This is a genomic window from Alcaligenes sp. SMD-FA (assembly GCF_025960365.1).
In the GTDB taxonomy this organism is placed as follows: Bacteria; Pseudomonadota; Gammaproteobacteria; order Burkholderiales; family Burkholderiaceae_B; genus Alcaligenes; species Alcaligenes aquatilis.
Genome location: NZ_CP110108.1, coordinates 304,356 through 321,070 on the forward strand (window position 1 = coordinate 304,356; position 16,715 = coordinate 321,070).

Annotated in this window: 14 protein-coding genes; all 14 read right to left on the reverse strand. The window is 59.9% G+C overall.

Annotated features, from left to right (window positions below; all coding sequences use genetic code 11):
* Positions 1 to 6 precede the first annotated feature (6 nt).
* On the reverse strand, positions 7 to 1,212 hold the full coding sequence (locus tag OKX01_RS01340; protein WP_264672326.1) for an isochorismate synthase MenF: 1,206 nt from the start codon (positions 1,210 to 1,212) through the stop codon (positions 7 to 9).
* Positions 1,213 to 1,281: 69 nt separating this feature from the next.
* On the reverse strand, positions 1,282 to 2,679 hold the full coding sequence (locus tag OKX01_RS01345) for an SMP-30/gluconolactonase/LRE family protein (protein WP_264672327.1): 1,398 nt from the start codon (positions 2,677 to 2,679) through the stop codon (positions 1,282 to 1,284).
* 97 nt (positions 2,680 to 2,776) lie between these two features.
* Positions 2,777 to 4,027 carry an enterobactin transporter EntS gene (gene entS / locus OKX01_RS01350; RefSeq protein WP_264672328.1) on the reverse strand — a complete coding sequence of 417 codons (1,251 nt, stop codon included), beginning with the start codon at positions 4,025 to 4,027 and terminating at the stop codon, positions 2,777 to 2,779.
* Positions 4,028 to 4,030: 3 nt separating this feature from the next.
* Entirely contained in the window at positions 4,031 to 7,954 is a 3,924-nt protein-coding gene (locus OKX01_RS01355) for an amino acid adenylation domain-containing protein (RefSeq protein ID WP_264672329.1), read from the reverse strand.
* A 21-nt stretch (positions 7,955 to 7,975) separates the two neighbouring features.
* Positions 7,976 to 8,221 (reverse strand): phosphopantetheine-binding protein, encoded by a 246-nt coding sequence (locus OKX01_RS01360; RefSeq protein ID WP_108728279.1) that lies wholly within the window; start codon positions 8,219 to 8,221, stop codon positions 7,976 to 7,978.
* Positions 8,218 to 9,864 (reverse strand): (2,3-dihydroxybenzoyl)adenylate synthase, encoded by a 1,647-nt coding sequence (locus OKX01_RS01365; protein ID WP_264672330.1) that lies wholly within the window; start codon positions 9,862 to 9,864, stop codon positions 8,218 to 8,220. Before OKX01_RS01365 ends, OKX01_RS01360 begins: the two co-directional genes overlap by 4 nt.
* Before the next feature lie 50 nt (positions 9,865 to 9,914).
* Positions 9,915 to 10,592 carry a 4'-phosphopantetheinyl transferase family protein gene (locus tag OKX01_RS01370; protein ID WP_108728277.1) on the reverse strand — a complete coding sequence of 226 codons (678 nt, stop codon included), beginning with the start codon at positions 10,590 to 10,592 and terminating at the stop codon, positions 9,915 to 9,917.
* Between the two features lies 1 nt (position 10,593).
* On the reverse strand, positions 10,594 to 11,310 hold the full coding sequence (locus tag OKX01_RS01375) for an ABC transporter ATP-binding protein (RefSeq protein WP_108728276.1): 717 nt from the start codon (positions 11,308 to 11,310) through the stop codon (positions 10,594 to 10,596).
* Positions 11,307 to 12,065 (reverse strand): ABC transporter ATP-binding protein, encoded by a 759-nt coding sequence (locus OKX01_RS01380; protein ID WP_264672331.1) that lies wholly within the window; start codon positions 12,063 to 12,065, stop codon positions 11,307 to 11,309. The genes OKX01_RS01375 and OKX01_RS01380 overlap by 4 nt, the downstream gene beginning before the upstream one ends.
* Positions 12,062 to 13,000, reverse strand: a complete 939-nt coding sequence (locus OKX01_RS01385) for a branched-chain amino acid ABC transporter permease (RefSeq protein WP_108728274.1) — start codon at positions 12,998 to 13,000, stop codon at positions 12,062 to 12,064. The genes OKX01_RS01380 and OKX01_RS01385 overlap by 4 nt, the downstream gene beginning before the upstream one ends.
* Positions 13,001 to 13,882, reverse strand: coding sequence for a branched-chain amino acid ABC transporter permease (locus OKX01_RS01390; protein ID WP_094195374.1), 882 nt, complete (start codon positions 13,880 to 13,882; stop codon positions 13,001 to 13,003).
* Positions 13,879 to 15,081, reverse strand: coding sequence for an ABC transporter substrate-binding protein (locus OKX01_RS01395; protein ID WP_257504113.1), 1,203 nt, complete (start codon positions 15,079 to 15,081; stop codon positions 13,879 to 13,881). Before OKX01_RS01395 ends, OKX01_RS01390 begins: the two co-directional genes overlap by 4 nt.
* A gap of 252 nt (positions 15,082 to 15,333) precedes the next feature.
* Entirely contained in the window at positions 15,334 to 15,795 is a 462-nt protein-coding gene (locus tag OKX01_RS01400; protein ID WP_094195376.1) for a MarR family winged helix-turn-helix transcriptional regulator, read from the reverse strand.
* A gap of 128 nt (positions 15,796 to 15,923) precedes the next feature.
* Positions 15,924 to 16,700, reverse strand: a complete 777-nt coding sequence (locus tag OKX01_RS01405) for an ABC transporter permease (RefSeq protein WP_230018866.1) — start codon at positions 16,698 to 16,700, stop codon at positions 15,924 to 15,926.
* Between the last annotated feature and the right edge of the window lie 15 nt (positions 16,701 to 16,715).

Here is a 16,715-nt window from a genome sequence, read left to right on the forward strand (position 1 = left end):
TCTCCGTTAAAGAGTGATGTTTTGTGCCAGACCCAGGGAGTTGATCAGGGTCATGAGTTTATTGCCGGTTTCCTGACGCTCCAGGGCAGGGACGGAGCCGTCCACAATGCCAGCGCCAGCCGATAAGGTCAGATTTTGCTGGGTGTAGTGGCCGCAGCGGATGGCCACGGCCCATTCGCCGTTGCCTTCGTGGTCGTTCCAGCCTACGGCACCCGCAAAGTAGCCGCGGTCAAAGACCTCGGTGGCTTCGATGGCTTGCATGGCGGGCTGGGTGGGCAAACCGCACACGGCCGGTGTGGGGTGCATGGCCAATGCCAGTTCCAGAGAGGTGACGGATGGGTCACGCAAACGGCCACTGATACGCGTGGACAGGTGCCACAGATTGGCGGTGCTGGTCAGGCTGGGGCCGTCGGGCACGTCCAGGCAGTCGCAGAACTGGGACAGGATGCGTACTACGTCCTGGATCACGTAGGCATGTTCACGCAGGTCTTTGCTGGACGCCATCAGGGTTTCTGCGCTGGCCTGATCGCGTTGCGGATCGGCAAAGCGCGGGGCTGTACCTGCCAGCGGGTTGACGGTAACCAGATCGCCTTGGCGGCGCACCAACAGCTCGGGGCTGGCTCCAAAAAACAGATCTGGGTCTTGGGCCTTGCCACCTGGCAAGGGCAGGGCGTAGGTGTAGCCAGCCGGATTGCTGTGGAGCATATTGCTCAACACAGTCTGACGATCCAGGGCTTCGTTCAGCGTGATGGTCACGGTACGGGCCATCACGGTTTTGGAGATGTTTTGTTCGCGCATCGTTGCCAGGATGCGGCTGACGCTGTCTTCGTAGCCCGCACCGTTGGGCAGCAGGCTTTGGCTGGCAATGCTGTTGCCGGATTTGGCCAGCGGTGGGCGCTGGACCGGGCGCAGCAAGACGGGATCGCGTCGGTATTCCTTGGGCACGCGTAAATAGGCTTCGCGGGCCGGGTTAAAGGGAATCACACCCAGTAGCAGGGGGGCGTCCAGACCTTGTTGTGCGGCTTGTGACAGCAAGGTCTGGGCATCTGACAGCAATTGTCCTTGGGCATTATGGGTATGCCGCTCCAGTGCCGTGCCGTGTGCCATCAAACTGACGGTGGGAGAGGCAAATACGCTGCTGTCGGCCCGGTAATGCCTTAACCATTCTTCAATGGTGGCGGGGCGGACTTGGTCGGCTATACGGCTGTTCATAGGAGTCCTTTTTAAGGGCAAGGGTTTTGCCTTTGCGCCCCTTTTTATGAAAGGGGCGCGTCAGGCGGCTTACTTCAGGTGGATACGAGTGATACGGTCAGCAGTCTGGTCATCCTTACCTTTGGATTTGTTGACCAGGTAGGCATTGCCGTCGCCATCCAGGGAAACGTGGTTGGGGAAGCTGCCACCGTCCAGGTTGGCAACGATTTCGCCCTTGCCGTTCACGGCGGTCACGGTGCCCGCACCACGGGAGGCCACGTACGCCAAGGATGTCTTGGGATCGAAGGCTACGTTCAAAGCGCCAGCGCCGATTTTGATGTCGTGCTGGACGGAGCCGTCTTTGGCGTTGACGATCAGCAGGTTGTCGCTGCCCTGGGAGGCCACGTAGATTTGTCCGTTTTTGCTATCCACGGCCACACCGGCCGCGCCACGTGAGCCTGGCAGGGCATAGACGGTCTGAGCATTGCCGTCTTTAAGGTCGATGATAAGCAGCTCATTGGTGCTGGCGCTGACGGTGTACAGACGGCCATTCTCGTCATCCAGGGCGAGGCTCATGGGGCTGAGCTGGCCGCGAGTTTGGGATTTCAGTTCGATGGGGTCCAGTGTCGCCAATTTCTTCGTGTCAAAAACAGAAATCAGCTTGGAGCCGGGCGAGGAGACATAGGCGCGTTGGTTTTTCTGATCCACTACAACGTCACGGGCGTGGCTGGCGGCACCATCCTCAAACTGTTTCACCAGTTTCAGGTCTTTTTGACTGTAGACCGCGACTGTATTACTGCGGGTGTTGGTGACCCAAACATGGCCGTGCGCATCGTCCACGTCCACGCCATAAACAGCTTGAACCTGGCCATCATTGCGGCTTTGTTGAGCGGCGGGGGTCACGCTGGCTTCAACGGCCAGGGTCTTGGGGTTAACTTTGAGCAATTGCGATTGCTTGACGGGTGGACGGCCCACGGCAGAAGTCACGAACAGCATTTTGTTCTTGGGGCTGTAGGCGCTTTGGTACAAGCCGGGCACCAGGTGCTGGGATTGCAGTTCAAATTTGTCCTGACCGCTCAGCTCAACTTTAGGGGAAACTTTCAGGTTGAAGATGCCAGCGGTCGATGGCTTGCTGACCTGCATGACCACGGGATGCACGCCAACGGCGGCTTCGGCTGGAATGGCAAGGGTGGTGCTCAGATTGCCTTCCTTGTCAGCAACCAGCGCTTTGGGGGTCAGGGTGTGGCCGTTTTGCAGCAGAATCACTTCCTGGCCGGGCGTAAAACCACGGCCTGCCAGTTGAGCTTCGGTGCCTGCGTAGACCACGCCAGCAGCATTCATGGAACCACGGAAGTCAGCGTCAGGCTGGTCAAAGGCAGGAGCCGCAAAGGCGTTGGCCAGAGACAGGGACAGGACGGCGGCGCTCAGGCCGGCCTTGCGTAGCAGGGCAGCGGGGGTACGACGAATGCAATTGACATTGATTAGCATCTTTTAATCCTAAATAAAAGTTCGGTCGACAAGACGGTCCATGTAGGAGCTCTTTCTACAGGCGTGCAGCAGGCGTGGATAGAACAAAATCGAGATGTCAGGCATGGGGTGGGCCATCCTGTTTGCGGGCTGACCGCAGACCTTGATTGAACACGCCGAAACCACCTGCGACCGCAGCGCAAGCCAGACCACCGATGGCCACAGCGACTGCCGGTCCAAGCAGGCGGGACAGATAGCCCATTTGCATATTGCCCAGGGCCTGGCCCAGGGAGTATTGCGTCATCCACAGACTGGAAACACGGCCCAGCAGGTAATCGGGGGTGTGGTGCTGAACCAGCGCCATACGCATGATTTTGGAGATGGTGTCGGCTGCGCCCATGATGGCCAGGCAGATCAGTGCCCACCATAAGGTGGTTTGCAGGGACAGGGCGGCAACAGCCAGACCCCAGATCAGTACGGCAAGCACAATGGCGGCACCGGGACGGGACACTTGGCGGCACCAGCCACTGGACAGGGCAGCCAGCGTGGCACCTACCGCCGGGGCGGCGTAGAGATAGCCGGTGGCGGTAGCGCCCATGTTCAGAATGGTGTCGCCCCACTCGGGCATCAAGGCCAAGGGCGTGGCCAAAATCAGGGCGGCCAGATCAATCAGCAACAGGGCGCGCAGCAAAGGGTGGCTGGCTACAAAGGCAAGGCCATCGCGCAGGGATTGGAAGGCGTTTTTCTGGGGCTGCTTGCCCGCTTGCGGAGGCAAGGGCGGCAGAGCGCGTAAGAGCAAAGGGGTGACAATGACACCGCACAGCACGATCACGTAGCAGAAAATCAGGCCAGGGCCAGAGATCAGAACGCCTGCCAGTGCGGGGCCGATAATGCCGCCCAACTGCATGGCCAAACCGGACAGGGCAGCGGCAGCGGCCAGCTTGTCTCGACCGACCAGGGCCGGGGTGGCCGACATCATGGCCGGTACGCTGATGCCGCCCGCCGCGCCACCAATGGCAGCGGCTACATAGATCAGCCAGACCTGCGGGTTGGGCAGCAGCGTATTGATCAGGAACAGCAGCACGCTGAGGATGTAGACACTGCGCGACCAGACCATCAGACTGCGCCTGTCCATGCGGTCCGACAAAACACCGCCCGCAATCAGTGCCAGCACCATGGGGGTGGCCATGGACACATTCAGGAAAGCAACAGCCACACTGGATTTGGTCAGATCATAAAGCTGTACGCTGGCAGCCACCATCAACATGCCGGTGACCAGCACCGTGGCGGCCCGAGCGAAGTAGGCAAAGCGGAAGGCCCGGCTTTCGATCAGCGGCGAGATATCCAGAAAGAAACGTCTTACAGACATGGCTTATACATCGAGTTCAGGTTGAGCTTGTGCCTGTTCGGCAAAAGCCATGGCCGAGTCCATGAGCGGGGCCATGACGGCCACGGCTTCAGTACCGGTCAAATGAGCGTGCAGGCAGGCAATATCGTGCACATCTAGCTGCTCTGCATAGGGCTGCCACAAATTGGGATGCAATTGTGTGCCTGCGTGGTCCAGAGCCGCACGGAAATACAGCATGGGGCCGTCATAGACGTGATGCTCGTACAGACGCACCAGACGGTTATTGTTCTCCACCACCTGAAATACGCTGTCCAGACGCGTGTCAGGCAGTTCGGCCAGCGGGTGAGCACTGCGCTTGAGGAAGTCCACCACGCCCTGACGGGTCAGGGAAACGTCGGGCAAGCTGTCCGGATCATGGCCCGCAATATGCAGCAGCGCCTTGTAGATGGCGTTGGGTTCGGGAGCCGGTTCGTTACGCCACGCATCGCTGGGGTAGGCGTCCAGCAAGGACAACATGCCCACCAGTTGCCCGCGACGACGCAGTTCGACGGCCATGGCCTGCGCAATAATGCCGCCCACGGACCAGCCGGCCAGATGGTAGGGGCCCTGTGGCTGAACGTGCTCGATACGATCCACATACACCTTGGCCATGGCATCCAGGCTGCTATCCAGACCCAGCGAGGCGTCAGACAGCACACTGGCTTGCAGGCCGTAGACGGCACGACCTGGGGGCAGGTGACGCGCCAGCGCGCCATAGCACCAGGACAAGCCTCCGGCCGGGTGAATCACGAACAGCGCAGGTTGGTCGTTTTGTGCCGGACGCAAGGTGATGATGGGGCCAAAACCATCGGCAGTCGTGCTGCCTGCCTGATCCAGGTGCTTGGCCAGACGGGCAATGGTGGGGTACTCAAAAATAGTGCCAATCGAGACGGTCTGACCGCGAGCTTCGCGCAGCAGCAAGGCCAGTTTGGCGGCCAGCAGCGAATGTCCGCCCAGTGCGAAGAAATCGTCGTCGGCGTAAAACGCGTCGCTGCTTTCCAGCACGGTGGCGAAAGCAGCGGCGATTTGGTGTTGAGTGGCCCCTTCCAGTGGCAAACCAGCAGAGCGTGCTTGCAAGGCCGGTACGGGCAGAGCCTTGCGGTCCAGCTTGCCGTTGGCCGTTACGGGCAAGGCGTCCAGACTGATCCAGGCACTGGGCACCATGTAGGACGGCAAGTGCTCGCCGACATACGCGGCCAGCGTGTTGTCCGTGCACTGGCTGCCTGCTTGCGGCACCCAGTAAGCCACAATCGCCATTTGACCGGGTACATCTTCACGGGCAATCACGGCGACGTGGGCCACATCGGGGTGGCGCGCCAGCAAGGCTTCAATTTCGCCCAGCTCGATACGCTGGCCACGCAGCTTGATCTGGTGATCGGAGCGGCCCAGGAAAATAACTGCGCCATCGTCACGCCAGCGGGCTACATCGCCAGTGGCGTACATGCGGTCGCCATGTAGGGCGTAAGGATCGGGTACAAAGCGTTCTTCAGTCAGGTCCGGGCGGCCCCAGTAGCCTTGCGCCAACTGTCTGCCAGCCAGGTACAGGTGGCCGGCCACGCCCGGCGGTACAGGCTGCAATTGCTCGTCCAGAATGTACAGAGCGGTGTTCCACACAGGGAAGCCGATGGGCACAGGCTGGGATTTGTCCTCGCGCGAAGCAGGCCAGTAGGACACGTCCACGGCGGCTTCGGTTGGGCCGTACAGATTATGCAGTTCGGCGTTCAGCAGGCAGTGGAAGCGGTCGCGGGTAGTGGCCGACAGTTCCTCACCACTGCAAAACACCAGACGCGGCGCTAGCCCACGAGCCTCAGGCTCATCCAGAAAGGCGCTGAGCATGGAGGGCACAAAGTGCAGCACGGTGATGGACTGTTCGCGCATCAGGCGGGCAATATGGGCGGGGTCGCGGTGGGCTTGTGGTGGGGCCACGACCAGGGTTGCACCGGACAGGAAGGGCAGGAAGAACTCCCACACCGACACGTCAAAGGTGGCCGGGGTCTTTTGCAGAATGCGGTCACCCGTGCCAATGCCGTAATGGGTTTGCATCCACACCAGCCGGTTGACGATGGCGTCGTGGTTGACCAGCACGCCTTTGGGTGTGCCGGTAGAGCCGGAGGTGTAGATCAGGTAAGACGGGTCATGCGGACCAGCGGCTGTCCAGGCGTCTGCACTGCAAGCCTGTTCAGGCTGAGGAACCAGCAGGGTGGCGTTCAGCGTGCAATCGGGCTGGCCAACCAGCAGGCGCGGTTGAGCGGCCTGCAAGATGGTGTTCAGGCGATCGGCAGGCTGGTCCAGATCCAGCGGCAAGTAGGCGGCACCGGCACGGTGGATAGCCAGCAAGGACAGCACCAGTTCCAGCGAGCGGGGCAGGGCCACGGCGACGATATCACCGGTCTGCACACCGGCCAGACGCAGTTGCGCGGCCAGATTGGCGGTTTGCTCGTTGATCTGGGCGTAGCTGAGCTTCTTGCCTTCAAATTCCAGGCCGCTTTGTTCCGGGTGAGCCTGCAACTGGGCGTGGATCAGTGCCCACAGCGTTGTTTCAGGAACCGGGTGAGCAGTCTGGTTGACGGTCTCAATCCAGTGGTGGTGTTCCGCGTCCGTCAGCGTAGGCACAGCAGACAGGGTGTCGGCTTGCAAAGCACGCAGCAGAAACTGTTCCAGACGGGTCAGATGGGTTTGAATCTGCTCTTCGGTGTACAGACGTGGGTTGGCCTCGACTTCCAGACGCAGGCCACTGGCATCGGGCTGGGCGCGGAAGGTGAAGTTCAGGTCTTCCACGGGGCCAGCGCACAGCACGGTCTGGCTGGCGGTCAGGCCTGCTTGTTCATAGGGTGCATCGAAAGGCAGGACGTTGATGATGGGGCCGTGCAGGCGGCGCATACCGCCCAGCAAGCCTAGATCACGACGTAGTTGTTCACTGCGGTAGCGGCCATGACGACGCGCCTGGCGCAGTGCCTTGGAAACCTGAACCAGGTATTGATTCAAAGGCAGGGATTCGTCGATCTGCAAACGCAGCGGAGCCACGTTCATCACGGTGGAGACGATACGGGCGCTGATATGGCCCAGACGTCCCATCCAGGGCACGCCTACCGTGCATTCGTCCTGGCGGGTGTGACGGCGCACATAGGCGGCGGTCAGGCCCGTCAGAATGTCTGGCCAACTGATATCGCTGCTTTGTGCCAATGCTTGCAGGCTGGCTGTCAGCTCGGGCCTGACGGCGCGGCGTGCCAGCAGGAAATGATGGTCGCTCAAGGCCTGGGATTCGCTCAGGCTTTGGGCGGGTTCTGCATCGCTCAAGGTGTCCAGCCAGAACTGTCTGTCCTTGCTGCGGCGCTCGCTCTCCCGATAGCTTTGATCGTCATCCTGCAAGAGGGCGAACGATTCCAGCTCATGGCCATGATCTTCATGGCCATTGAGCAAGGCCTTGTAGAGCTTGACTACCCGCGTCTCGATCAGCGCCATGCCATAGCCGTCAGCGGCTAGGTGATGGATACGCTGATACCAGAGATGGTGTTTGGGCCCCAACACAAACAGAATGTGCCGTGCCAGCGGTGCAATGGTCGGGTCCAGCGGTGTGCGCAGGTCCGCCATCAACTGGGTTTGAGCCTGTTCGGCACCGTCTGGGTGAGCGGACAGGTCCACAATTTCCAGCTGAATCGGCTCTTGCGGGCGCAGGTACTGGGCCGGGCCATCGGGTGTGTCCACCATGCGCAAGGTCAAGGCATCGGCTTCGGTCAGCGTCAGATTGATGGCCTGTGCAAACAGCGCAGTGTCCAGCGCCGAGTGGATATGGGTGCAATGCCCGGTGTTGAAAATCGGGTTGAGCGGGTCCAAACGCTGGGCGTACCACAGACCTTCTTGTGCTTCGGTCAGGGGGCGCAATGGCAGTTCGGAAGGGGAGCTAAACATAAGCGTGTTGCAGTAAGAAAATCAGCGGCCGTTTTGTTGGGCACGCTCGATCAGCGACCACCATTGGCCCAGGGTGACAACCGAGGCCATTTCGGAAAACTCGATAGGAGCGCCGGCCTCGCGCCAGCGGGTAGCCAGGGTCATGACGCGCATGGAATCCAGGCCCAGATCGATCAGATTGTCGTCGTCCAGGATGTCCTGCGGGTCTTCATGCAACATGGCGGCAATGTCTTGCCGCATGCGTTCCAGGGTAAGGGGAGTACTCATGATGATTCTTGCGTTGTGTTTTCTAATTGCTCGCGCAACTGGGCGCGCAGTTCTTTGCGGCTGATCTTCAAGGCCGCCGTTTCCATGAAACGGTCTACAAACACGATTTGGTCCGGTACCTTGAAGTCGGCCAGACCACGGCTGCGTATCCATTTCTTCAGTTCAATCGCGCGTGGCTTGTCATCCTTGGGAATGATGAAGGCGCAACTGCGCTCGCCCAGGAACTCGTCGGGCACCGACACCACGGCAGCGTCAAAGACCTGCGGGTGGGCCAGCAGATGATCTTCAATTTCCTCGGCGGAGATTTTCTCGCCAGCGCGGTTGATGTGGTCAGTGGCACGGCCCTGAACCATCAAATAGCCTTCGGGCGTCATGCGTACCACGTCGCCTGTGCGGTAAAAACCGTCCTCGGTAAAGGAGCGGGCATTGGCCGACGGGTTGTTGTGATAGGCGCGGATCGTGTAGGGGCCACGTGTCAGCAGGTAGCCGGTTTCGCCAGGGGCGACCGGGTCACCGTTGTCGTCTACGATCAGGATTTCATCGTCCGGGCTGATAGGGCGGCCCTGGGTGTTGATGATGATGTCCTCGGGGTCGTCCAGGCGGGTGTAGTTCACCAGACCTTCGGCCATGCCAAACACCTGCTGCAAGGTCACGCCCAGCGTGGGGCGCACGCGCTTGGCGGCTTCGGCGTTCAGCTTGGCACCGCCCACCTGAATCACTTGCAGCGACTCCAGATTGGCATGGGTCTTGGTGGCCGCATCCATCCACAGCATCAGCAGTGGGGGGACCAGGCTTGTGTCGGTCACGCCTTCGCGTTCGATCAGCTCAAAGCAAACGTCCGGGCTGGGGGCGGGACTGAGCACCACTTTGGCACCGGCGTACAGCGCACCCAGGAAACCGGGTGAGCTCATGGGGAAGTTGTGTGCAATGGGCAAGGCGCCCAGGAACACGCTGTTTTCGTTCAGACCGGCAATCTTGGCGCTTTCACGCAAGGTGTAGATGTAGTCGTCGTGCGTGCGGGGAATCAGCTTGGACAAGCCGGTGCTGCCACCTGAAATTTGCAGGAAAGCCACTTCGGAAGGCTGGGCTGCTGATACGGGCACGTCCACATTGGCGGCGCTGCTTTGCAACAGGGCCAGGGAGGTGAATTCTTGCGCATCGCCCACGATGTAAACCTGTTCTACATGCGGACAGCGTTCACTCAGCTCGCGCACCAAAGGCAGATAGTCAAAACCGGCATGCGTATCGACACCGATATAGGCGCGTGCCTGGGCGGTATTGGCAAAATGCTCGACTTCGGTAATGCGGTGCGCTGGCAGGGCATACACGGGCAGGAGACCAGCACGGAACAGGCCAAAGATCACGCTGACAAATTCAGGGATGTTGGGCAGGTGTACCAGAACCCGATCACCCTTGCGCAGACCGGCTTGCAGCAGGCCCGCTGCGATTTGGCTGGCGTACTGATCCAGCGCGCCATAGGTCCAGCGTTGGGTGCCGCCAACAACGGCTTCACGTTCCGGGTGGTTTTGTGCGCGCGTGCGCAACAAGGCCCCAAACGTTTCCCCTTGCCAGTGTCCGGCATCGCGATAGCGCTGGGCAAAGGCGTCAGGCCAAATTTGTTCAACAGGAATAGATTTCATCATGGTAATGAGAACTATTACATAAATAAGTAGGCTTGTCAGATTTACTCGTGCTAAGTCAGCTTGGTGTCAGGCAGTTCAACACTGTCCAGCAAGCTGACCGTCCACGGAGCAAAAGGGGTGTTCAGGCAGATCGCAGCGGCATAGTTTTCTACTGGCCGGTGACTGTGCACCACCAAATCTTGCAAGATGGGATGGGGGGATTGTACGGTGCATCCGTAATCCGGATGGCCGTTCAAGGATAACTCTTGAGGCTGAATATGAAAACCGGTGCCCGCCTGTTTCAAGGCTGCTTCCTTTCCACACCACAGCGCATAAAAATCCAGATCACATTTTAACCAACTGCGTTCGGACGGCACACTGCAATGTTCGACCAACCCTGGTTTGACGGGCAGGCGCATGGCTTCTATGTCCACGCCGATGATTCGGTCGGCCATGCCAATCAGCACGCGCTCGCCGCTGTGCGACAGGCTAAAGTGCAGATCGGTATCGTCCAGATCCAGCACCGGCTTGCCATGTTCCAGCGTAGTAATAGGGACGGCGCGTGGCGTACACCCCAGCAAAGGCGCCAGAAAATGGCGCAGGGCACCGTGGGCCAGCAGGCTTAAGTGCTGATCTGACTGACGCTTGCGGCGGGCAATCACGGCCAGGGTGCTGTCCGGGATCTGGCTTCGTAACCAGGATTCCATACCTGCAGGCAGGGGAAGCGACAAGCTGTACACAGCCAGCATGTCAAAGTCCCAAATGGCGTTGCAAAAGGGCGGCGTCCTGGCGCAACTGTTCGGCAGGGCCGTCGTAAACCAACTGACCATTACCCAGCAACAAGGCTCGATCCGCCAATTGCAGAGCCAAGCTTAAATTCTGTTCGGCAATCAGTACGGTAATGCCCTGCTCGTTTAGCGTTTGCAGCTGCGGCAGCAAGGTGTCCTGAATCGTCATGGGGGCCAGGCCTTCGCTGGGTTCGTCCAGAACAATAATGGAGGACTGTGTCAGCAGGGCGCGGGCCAGTGCCAGCAATTGCCGTTCGCCACCACTCAAGGCGGAGCAGGAGGACTGGCGGCGCTCGTACAGACGCGGCATGGATTCATAAATGCTGTTCAGCGTCCAGCGATCATCCGAGCGTGGACGGCGGGCCAGCCCGGCCAGGCGCAGGCTTTCCTGCACGGTCAGTGTGGGAAAGCGGCCCCGGCCTTGTGGCACCAGCGCCATACCTAGCAGGGCGATTTTGTGGGTAGGCCAACCCGTAATGTTTTGACCGTGCACATGGATTTGCCCACTCCATTGCGGGCCCATATTGAACAGGCAGTGCAGCAGACTGGTTTTTCCGGCACCGTTGCGGCCCAGCAGGGCTACGCTTTGTCCGACGGGAATATTCAGCGAAATTTCTTGCAAAATGTCGGCCCGATCGTAGCGTGCATGCAGGCCCGAGATGTTCAGCGCTGTGCTCATGCGGTCTCCAAAGCCAGTTCACCCAGATAGGCCTGGCGCGCCCCGGCGTGCTGACGTACGGCCTTCGGAGTGTCACAGGTCAGCAAGGTGCCGGATGACAGCACGGCGATCCGGTCACATTCCTGGAAAACAATATCGATGTCGTGGCTGATCAGCAGCACGGCGCATTGGCCGCGCATGGCATGGACCAGCGCCATGACTTCACGGGATTCGGATTCGGACAGGCCAGCCGTTGGCTCGTCCAGCAAGAGTACGCGGGGTTGCTGCGCCAGGGCAATCAGCAAATCCAGAATGCGTTGCTCGCCATAGGACAGGGAGCGTGCCAGCAAATGCCCGCGACCGGCCAGGGCGCTGTGCTCCAGCAATGCTTCGGCCGCCTGTTGACTGGCGCTGCGGGCAGATTGGCGGCCCCACCAGTGATAGCCGCAGCCTTTTTTGATGCGCACGGCCAAGGCCAGGTTTTGCAGCAGGCTCAGTTCGGGAAAAATGCGGCTGGTCTGAAAGCTGCGCACCAGACCTTGCCTGGCGCGCTCAATAGGCCCCAGACTGCGCAGGTCCTTGCCTTCCAGCAAAACCTGGCCGCTGGATGGCGTGGCCAAACCGCTGATGATATTGAACAGCGTGGTTTTGCCTGCCCCATTGGGGCCAATCAGCCCCAGGGTTTCGCCTGCACGCAGCTCCAGGCTGACATCTGTCAGGATATCCAGGCCCCCCACATGCAAGGCCAGTTCGCGAGTGCTTAGTAACACGCTCATGAGGACCTCTTGCGCCGCTCAGCCAGACCGTTGGGCATGAACAGAACCGTCAGCACAAAGATCAACCCCACCAGCAACTGCCAACGATCTGTGTAGGAGCTGAGGTAGGTCTGGGCAAACAGATAAAACGTAGCGCCGATGAATGCGCCGCGCCAGGTGCGTATGCCACCGATCACACCCATGATGATGAGCGTGGCCGAGAAACTCCAATGCACTTGTTGTGGGCTGACGTACTGGTTTGCAAAGGGATACAGGCCGCCAGCCGCACCCGCTACCGCACCTGCAATCATGAAGGTGTAAAGGCGAATGCGCCATGCTTGATAACCCAGGGCGGCCATGCGCAAGGGCTGGTCGCGCAGGCCGGTCAAGGCCAACCCGATCGGGGCGCGGCTGAAGGAGCGCAGCAACAACCAGCAGACCACCGCCAGCACCAGGGCCAGAATCATCAGGGTGTAGGGGGCGCTCAGGGGCAACTCGCCCAGGCTCAGACGCGGGAAACCGCGCAGGCCGTCTGCACCACCGGTGACGTCACGCCAGCGAAATGCCACTTCCCAGATCAACTGACCGGCAACCAGCGTGGCCACCATGAAAAACAGCTCGGAACTGCGCAAGCTGATCAGCGCCATCAACATGGACAGCAGGGTGCCTGCCGCAATGCCGACCAGCAGCATCAAGGGCAAGGATGCGCCCCAGTATTGACTGCTGACGGCAGTGGCGTACGCGGCAAAGCCAAAGACGGCACCGTGGCCCAGAGAGACCAGACCACCGTAACCAATCAAGAGGTTGATGCTAAGGACGGCGCAACCGATCAGCAGGGCTTCGGTGCCAAAGCGCCATAAGAAGGCGTCGCCCCAGAAATAGCTGCTGAGCAGGACCAGGCAGGCCAGAGCGGGCCAAAGTCCAGTGCGCAGCAGGCAGGTGTTGAGCTTGTTCATTTAAACCTGACGCGTAGCGGATTTGCTCAGGCCATTGGGCCAGCAAAGCAGAAGGCCCAGCATGACGGCCAAGGTAGCGGCATTGGCAAAAGCAGGGACCCAGACGCGGGCAAAAGTGGTGACGAAACCCAGAATCAGCGCGCACAGCAAGGTCCCGCGCACTGAGTTCAAGCCACCAATGACCACCACCAGCAAGGCCAGCAAGAGGATTTCTTCATCCAGACCGGGGTAGACCGACAACATGCCTGCGCCCAAGGCGCCACCCAAACCGGCCAGACCGGCGGCCAGCGCCATGCCGATGGCAAACAGGCGACGCGAATTCAGGCCCAGGGTCTCGACAATCTGGGCGTCTTGTACGCAAGCGCGAATGGCCGCACCCCACAGGGTGCGATCCAGTAGGAACCAGAACAACAAAGCCAGTGTCAGGCCGGTGACGATTAGGAACAGGCGATAGGTGGGGAAAGGCAGGCCCATGATCCACACCCCGCCACGCAGCACTTGCGGCAGCATGGGCGAGAGCGTGTCGGCGCTGAAACCCCAGCGCATCAAATCGGCCAGAATCACGGACAGGCCGTAGGTCAGCAGCACCTGCATCAGGTGAGTGCGTTGATAGAACTGGCGAAAGGGAAAGCGGTCCAGTAACAAGCCCATCAGCCCACACAGTACAAACGCGGCGGGAAAGGCCAGCCACCAGGGCGCGCCAGATGCCAGCCATTGGACACTGATGTAGCCGCCCAGCAGGAAAAAAGAGCCGTGTGTCAGGTTGATGAAGTTCATCAGGCTGAGCACTAAAGACAGCCCCAGCCCCGCCAACATCAGCAGGGCCGAGAAGGACAGGGCATTGAGGATTTGAAGCAGGTAGTAAGACAAGGTGTGGCTCAAGAACGCGGGCCGGGGTCCTGGATACGCTGGTAAGTATGAACCACGGTGTTAAAGGGGCGACCTTGCGCGTCTTTTTCCACCCGGTTGACGTAAATATCCAGAATGGACTGGTTATTGCGTGGGTCAAACGCCATGGGGCCAAAGGCGGTGTCGATAGGCTTGTCCAGCAGGGCTTGCTTGAAGGCGGCCTTGTTGGACAGATCGCCCTTAACCGCATCCAGACCGGCCTTGATGACCTGGCCGGTCACGTAACCGGAGGTGCTGGCCTCGCCGGGCAAACGGCCACGGCTGGCTTGGTAGGCGGCCACAAAGTCCTGGGCAGCCGGAGCGCCGGGGGACTGGTGGAAGGTACTGACACCACCCAATGCGGCTTCGCCCACCGCAGTGATCACATCTTCCTGGTCGAACAAGGCACCGGGGCCCACGATCTGGATCTTGCCGTGTAGTTGGTAATCCTGCATTTGCTGGTGGAAACGAACGGCGTCGGCACCAGCCAGGAAGGTGTAGACAAACTTGGGGTTGCTGGCGGCCAGATTCATCAGGATAGGCGCGAAGTCGGGGGTACCCAAGGGAGTCCAGATGCGCTCGCCCAGTGTGCCGCCTTGTTCCTGATAGGTGTTGGCGAAGTCCTCAATGTATTCACGGCCTGCGGTGTAGTCCGAACCCAGCGTGATACCGCCGGATTTTTCGACGTGCTCGAAGGTCCACAAGGCGCCGGTATGACCCAGCATCCAGCTCGTTTTGGTGGGGCGGAACACGTAGGGGCTGGCGGCTTCACGGGCCAGGCCATTGGCAGCGGCATTGGAAATAAAGGTAGGCAGTTGCGCATCGTGGACGATGTCACGAATGGCCAGCGCGATATTGGCGCTGATAACGCCGCCCAACACATCGATTTTGTCGCGCTCGATCAGCTTGCGCACTTTACGGATGGCTTCGTCCGGTTTGCCGTGGTCGTCCTCGACCAGCAACTGCACCTTGCGTCCGCCCATCTCGTTATTGCACTGTTGCAGCATCAACTCCAGACCGGCGCGCATGCTCTCGCCCAAGGAGGCGAAGGGGCCGGACAAGGATGTCAGCAAGGCAATTTTCAGGGGACCGTCTTGGGCACGAAGCAGGCGGGGTACGCCAAATAGCAAAGGGCTGGCCGCAGCGGCCAGCAAAAGCTGACGACGTCCAGCACGGGTAGGGGAGAGAGTCACGAGAGCTTGTTTCCGTAAGAGAGCCAAGTTCGCCTGGGTAGACATTTCAGGCAGGAGGCTGCACTACTAAATGTTAATCATTATCATTTTATGGTCTTTCCTGATGTAAATAAAGGCTCATCGCCCTTGAATGTCCATTTCAAGCGTGGGCCTTCAAGGGCAGCAGGCCTCGATTGGGGGCAGATTCAGGGGGTGAGGCAGGTCAAAGCGGCCACGTGGACGCTTTGCAGGAAAGGCGCAGGGGCGGGGTGCTTAGCGCCCATCCCCGTTGATATTGGCGCGAATGCGGTTCAAAAACTGCCGTAGCTGGGCCAGTTCCTCAGCCGAAAAGCCCTGAATGGCGCGGTGATGAATATCCAGCGCGGCGGGCAGGACGCGCAAAAAGTGCTGCCGACCTTGCTCATGCAGATGGATCAACACACGACGCTGGTCCAGCGGATCGGGCTGGCGGGACAGGTGGCCCGCGTTTTCCATCACCACCAGGGCGCGTGACAAGGTGGTTTGGTCCACATCGGTATATTGCGCCAGGGTGCTGACGCCCAGTCCATCGGTTTCATTCAGAAAAGCCAGCACGCGCCAATGCAGCAGGGTCAGTTCATGGCTGCGCAGCAAGGTTTGAAAGTCAGCATTTAAGGCCGAGGTACTGCGATTGAGCAGATAGGGAATAAAGGTATCGTGCCCGGTATAGGCGTCGGTCAGAGGGGGGCTGGCCATAGTGAAGCGGCTTCCTTGATGCAGAAAAAAAGCAGGCTACTCGTTCCAGATGATTGAGATAGCCTGCCAAAGCCCGGTCATCGCTGTAAGCAGACCGGGCAAGTGGTGGTTTTTACGGTGAGTGGAACTTAGTTTGCATGATCCACTTTGCGTTGCAAAGCGGCAATGGTCAGGTTCAGTGCGAAGCCCAGCACACAGATCCAGACCAAGGGTACAAACATATCAAGCGTGCGGTAACTGCGAGCGGCGGCGGTCAGCATATGGCCCAGACCGTCGGTGGAGGCAATCATCTCGGCCAGAAAGACCACTACGCAGGCAATCACGCCGGCCACCCGCACACCGGCCAGCACCGTCGGGCTGATGGCGGGCAAAATGATTTTCCATAGGCAGGCACTGCGGGAGGTGCCTGCGGCACGTGCCGACCAGATCAGCTTGCGGTCCACCGTTTGCGCCGCCACCCAACTGGCCATCAGCACAGGGAAAATGGCGTCTGAAACCACCAGGGCAATTTTCGATGCGCTTTCAAACCCCATGATCAGGATCAGTGCCGGGTAAAGGGCGATCTTGGGGATAGGGGCCAGCAAACGGATCAGTGCATCCAGCAGAAACGAGCTCCAGCGTGTCAGTTGGGCAATCAGGGCCAGGGCGACCCCGGCCACACAGGCAATCAGCAAACCGCTGATCAGACGGTAGACGGTGATGCCCAGGTTCTGCCAGAAGTCAGCCTGACCGGCCAGCTCCAATACCCGCATCAAAATGGCAGAAGGGGCAGGCAACAACTGCGGGCTGACCCAGCCCGAGCGGGTACACAGCTCCCAGATAATCAGCAAGATGGCCGGGCTGATGCACAAAGACAGACCGGACAGGTCCCGGCGCCTGGCCGGGCGGGTTTCAGTAGAACGCATAGCTTGTCCCGATGA

Excerpts from the sequence above, each read along its gene's own strand:
- OKX01_RS01340 (WP_264672326.1), bottom strand. The coding sequence starts at position 1,212 with ATGAACAGCCGTATAGCCGACCAAGTCCGCCCCGCCACCATTGAAGAA.
- OKX01_RS01380 (WP_264672331.1), bottom strand. The coding sequence starts at position 12,065 with ATGAGCGTGTTACTAAGCACTCGCGAACTGGCCTTGCATGTGGGGGGC.
- OKX01_RS01400 (WP_094195376.1), bottom strand. The coding sequence starts at position 15,795 with ATGGCCAGCCCCCCTCTGACCGACGCCTATACCGGGCACGATACCTTT.
- OKX01_RS01375 (WP_108728276.1), bottom strand. The coding sequence starts at position 11,310 with ATGAGCACAGCGCTGAACATCTCGGGCCTGCATGCACGCTACGATCGG.
- OKX01_RS01365 (WP_264672330.1), bottom strand. The coding sequence starts at position 9,864 with ATGATGAAATCTATTCCTGTTGAACAAATTTGGCCTGACGCCTTTGCC.
- entS (WP_264672328.1), bottom strand. The coding sequence starts at position 4,027 with ATGTCTGTAAGACGTTTCTTTCTGGATATCTCGCCGCTGATCGAAAGC.
- OKX01_RS01405 (WP_230018866.1), bottom strand. The coding sequence starts at position 16,700 with ATGCGTTCTACTGAAACCCGCCCGGCCAGGCGCCGGGACCTGTCCGGT.
- OKX01_RS01385 (WP_108728274.1), bottom strand. The coding sequence starts at position 13,000 with ATGAACAAGCTCAACACCTGCCTGCTGCGCACTGGACTTTGGCCCGCT.
- OKX01_RS01370 (WP_108728277.1), bottom strand. The coding sequence starts at position 10,592 with ATGCTGGCTGTGTACAGCTTGTCGCTTCCCCTGCCTGCAGGTATGGAA.
- OKX01_RS01355 (WP_264672329.1), bottom strand. The coding sequence starts at position 7,954 with ATGTTTAGCTCCCCTTCCGAACTGCCATTGCGCCCCCTGACCGAAGCA.
- OKX01_RS01360 (WP_108728279.1), bottom strand. The coding sequence starts at position 8,221 with ATGAGTACTCCCCTTACCCTGGAACGCATGCGGCAAGACATTGCCGCC.
- OKX01_RS01345 (WP_264672327.1), bottom strand. The coding sequence starts at position 2,679 with ATGCTAATCAATGTCAATTGCATTCGTCGTACCCCCGCTGCCCTGCTA.